We start from the raw sequence: 3715 nt of genomic DNA, 5'->3' as shown, positions 1-3715 counted from the left end.
ATCACAGTTTCTTAGTTCACCTAATAGAACGTATAAAGACTCATATCATCTTTTGATTATTTTTGGATGTTTTATTCTACGTATATTCGACACGAATTGATTGTTTTTTATGAATTTTCTTGAAAAATATTGTAATATCACTCCATTTTTTCTTCTATTTTGTTATGATGTTTATAATTAAATTGGATTAGGATTTTTTTAGAAAATGGGGGCGTATATTATGAGTGTCTCAGTAAAAGGAAATGAGCAATTAACCTCTCTATTGAACGACTGGTATCGATCTATGCTATCTCAGCAAGTTATAAAAGCTACTAATCTAAAAAAGAAAATTGATGAAAAAATTAATAAGTTAAGCATTGAACCGAATCAAGAGCATCAGGATCAAAATTTGTTACTATACTATTCACTACTCGAATTTCGTTACAAGGTCTTAACAGATAGCCTTGGTATTCAACAAAATAGTTTTGATACTATTAGCGATTATGATATGCCTACAGATCAATTTCTACAATTCTATTATCATTTTTTCAAATCCATTCATTCCACTTTTATATCAAATTATACTGAGGCAGAGGAACATTATAAACTAGCAGAAAAAATATTGGTAGCTATACCAGATGAAATTGAACACGCCGAATTTTACTATAGAATTGCTACTTTCTATCACCATACCTATAACAATCTCGCTTCTATCGAATACGCAAATAAATCGAGAGCAATCTTTTCAAAGTACGAAGGTTATGAAGTAAAAACAGCCTTTTGTAATAGTTTACTAGGTGGTTGCTGCATCTATTTAAAACAGTACGAACAAGCAGAAGAATATCTACATTGTGCAATTGATTTACTACAAAAAAATAGGGAAGAAGATTCCTTGTTATACGTAAAAAATACTATGGGGTGGCTGTATTCTGATCAAAGTATGTCTACTTTAGCTATTCGTCACCTTTCAGAAGTAACAGAGAAAATCCCTACACACTTCAAGGCCATCTTCCTACAAGCTAAGGAACATTATAAGTTAGGAGAACAATCAACGGCCAGCCAACTCATTGATAAGGGACTACAGATTTGCAGAGAGATTCATAACGAAGAATATACACACCACTTCTCTATTTTAAAAAAATTAAACGAAAATATTCCATTGGAAGAATTAGAAAAAATCATTCAAGAAGGAATCTTATACTTTGAGGAAGAAGAATTATGGGAATATGTTGTCGAATACGCCGAATTATTTGCCACAAAATGTAGACAATTAGAGAACCACCAAAAAGTAAGTGACTATTTCCATATTTGTTATCAAGCAAGACAAAAATCAATCGCAAAAGGAGTGTTAAAATAATGAAAAAAATTAGCTTATTATTATCAAGCATTGCTTTTATTGGGGTATTAACGGTGGGAATTTTTCAGTTTTCTAAAACAGATCAGCTTGCTACTCATGGGCATTATCCTGCTCCTTCATATAGTGTTGGCGATTATGGTGGTGCACCACCACAAATTTAATGTAAATGTATTTAAAAACCCTCCAAATGGAGGGTTTTTAAATGGCTTATCTGCCTGTTCAATACGCATAGAGAGTACATATTATACTTATTTACTATGTTATAAGATTTTTCATTTCCACTCTGTAACAAGATTCTAGCATTCTCTCCTAGAATCTCAACTTAAATCTTAAATCCACCAATTAACTCTTGAAGTTCTTCCGCCATCTGTGCTAATTGTATTGCTGAAGAATTTATCTCTTCCATAGAAGCATGTTGTTCCTCAGATGAACCAGCTATCGTTTGCATACTTGAAGAATTTTCTTTTACAGCCATAGCTATTTGATCAATCGATGTATCGACTTTCATTGCATCAGTAGTCATTGTATTAGATAGTTTTACCATACCATGCACTTTTGACACAATATCATTTGCAGATTTTGAAATCTCATAAAAACTTTGTTTTGTATCGTTAGCAACTTTAATTCCCGACTGTACTTCTACGCCTACTTCATTCATAGCTTTTACAGTCTCATGTACGTCTGCTTGTATTTCCTTAATTAAACTTCCAATTTCCATTGAAGATCCGGATGATTGCTCCGCCAACTTTCTAACTTCATCGGCAACAATTGCAAATCCTCTCCCCTGTTCCCCAGCTCTAGCTGCTTCAATCGCTGCATTTAATGCTAATAAATTTGTTTGTTCCGCAATATTTTGAATCGCTTCTAATATACTGCCAATTTGCTGTGATTTCTTATCTAATAATTTTATGACATTATCGGATTGAGAAACAGAGTGATGGATAGACTGCATTTGTGTTACAGTTTGTTCTACTAATTGTTCACCTTCATTTGCTTTTTGTTTAGTGTATATGGATGAAGCCGATACTTCAGAAGCATTCTCAGCTACGTATTGAATATTTCGTGTTACCTCACCAATTAATTCAGCTCCAGACTCAACTTCATTATTTTGAACCTCTGCACTGTTCGAGATTTCTTCCATCTCTTTTGTAATTTGTTCTGTCGCAACACTTGCTTGCTCTACACTAGCAGTTAGTTCCTCAGAAGACGCAGCTACATGTCCTGCAGATGTGTTAATTTGAGAAATAATATTACGTAACGACTCTGCCATTGTATTGAAACTACCACCTAATTGACCAAGTTCATCCTTTGAACGAATATCTATTTTCTCGGTTAAATCTCCTTGACTAATTCTTTGAGCTGAAATGACTAATTGTCTTAGTGGAGTAATTATAGATTTGAGTATGAATAGAATTACAATTCCACCTAACAATAATGAAGCACCTATTATAGTGAGCGTTTTATAAAAAATAGGATTGGTAGCTTCTTCAATTTCTTTCGTAGGCATTACGCCAGCTATTTTCCAACCTGTTTTTTTATTTGTCTTAAAGCTTATGTTTCGATCTTCGCCATTGAGGCTATAAGTAATTACTCCATCTTCTGTCTTGTACAATTCATCCACTAAAGTTTTATCTAATTTCTCTCCAGGTTTTAGTGATGGATGAACAACTATAGTTTTATCTTGACTAACTATAGATACAAATCCTTGCTTCCCAATTTTTATCATTTTGGATGTTTTTACGATATCTTTAATATTCAAATCTACGCCAATGACACCACTTTTATCTGCATTCTGCTTTGCAATTGCAATTACCATATTTCCTGTAGACTTTGATTTATATGGAGATGAAACAATAATCTCTCCATCTGCTTTTACTGCATCCTTATACCAACTGCTTTCTAGCGGATTAAACCCTTCTGGTATTTTTCCAACAGGTGCATGAATAAATTGATTGTTACTGGATGCCGTATAAATCGTTTCTATCTCTGGATGTAACTGTATATATTGATCAAATTTATTCTGTACATTTTGCGATTGTTCAGGATTATAATCCCCTTGTGTGAGTACCTTTGCAAAATGAGTGATATCTGTATGCTTATTTTCTAATTCATCATCAACAATCTTATCTAAAATACTTATATTATCTTTTGCTGATTGTAGAATTGTTTCATTAAGATCTGTTTTTGCTTTATTATAAGATGATACTCCTACGATAAGGCTTGGTATAATTAATATTGCTATAAATGCCATAGACAACTTCGTTTTAAGCTTTATTTGCCCCAATCTTTCTTTTATATTAAACACTAGCTACTTCTCCTTTTCATTTTTACTACTTATATAGTTTATTTAAATTTTTCTCCTTTACTTTTCCACATTCA

At 32.7% G+C, this 3715-nt stretch carries 3 protein-coding genes; 2 read left to right on the top strand and 1 reads right to left on the bottom strand.

The window, feature by feature from the left end; genetic code table 11:
• Window positions 1–220 precede the first annotated feature (220 nt).
• Together ACQGSG_RS27520 and ACQGSG_RS27515 are read left to right on the top strand one after the other, a co-directional pair.
• Window positions 221–1336, top strand: a complete 1116-nt coding sequence (locus ACQGSG_RS27520; protein WP_000116962.1) for a Rap family tetratricopeptide repeat protein — start codon at window positions 221–223, stop codon at window positions 1334–1336.
• A complete protein-coding gene (locus ACQGSG_RS27515) occupies window positions 1336–1497 on the top strand; it encodes a hypothetical protein (RefSeq protein WP_000724116.1) in 162 nt (53 codons plus the stop codon). The genes ACQGSG_RS27520 and ACQGSG_RS27515 overlap by 1 nt, the downstream gene beginning before the upstream one ends.
• A gap of 161 nt (window positions 1498–1658) precedes the next feature.
• On the opposite strand, the gene ACQGSG_RS27510 is transcribed toward ACQGSG_RS27515, so the two are convergent.
• The gene (locus tag ACQGSG_RS27510) at window positions 1659–3641 is read right to left on the bottom strand and encodes a methyl-accepting chemotaxis protein (protein WP_202340285.1); all 1983 of its coding nucleotides are present in this window, start codon (window positions 3639–3641) and stop codon (window positions 1659–1661) included.
• Window positions 3642–3715 lie beyond the last annotated feature (74 nt).

Origin of the sequence: Bacillus sp. GMa5/1 (assembly GCF_050172015.1) — a bacterium.
GTDB lineage: Bacteria > Bacillota > Bacilli > Bacillales > Bacillaceae_G > Bacillus_A > Bacillus_A cereus.
The sequence above is the reverse complement of the archived record's forward strand: the minus strand, read 5'-3'. Positions and strand labels throughout refer to the sequence as shown.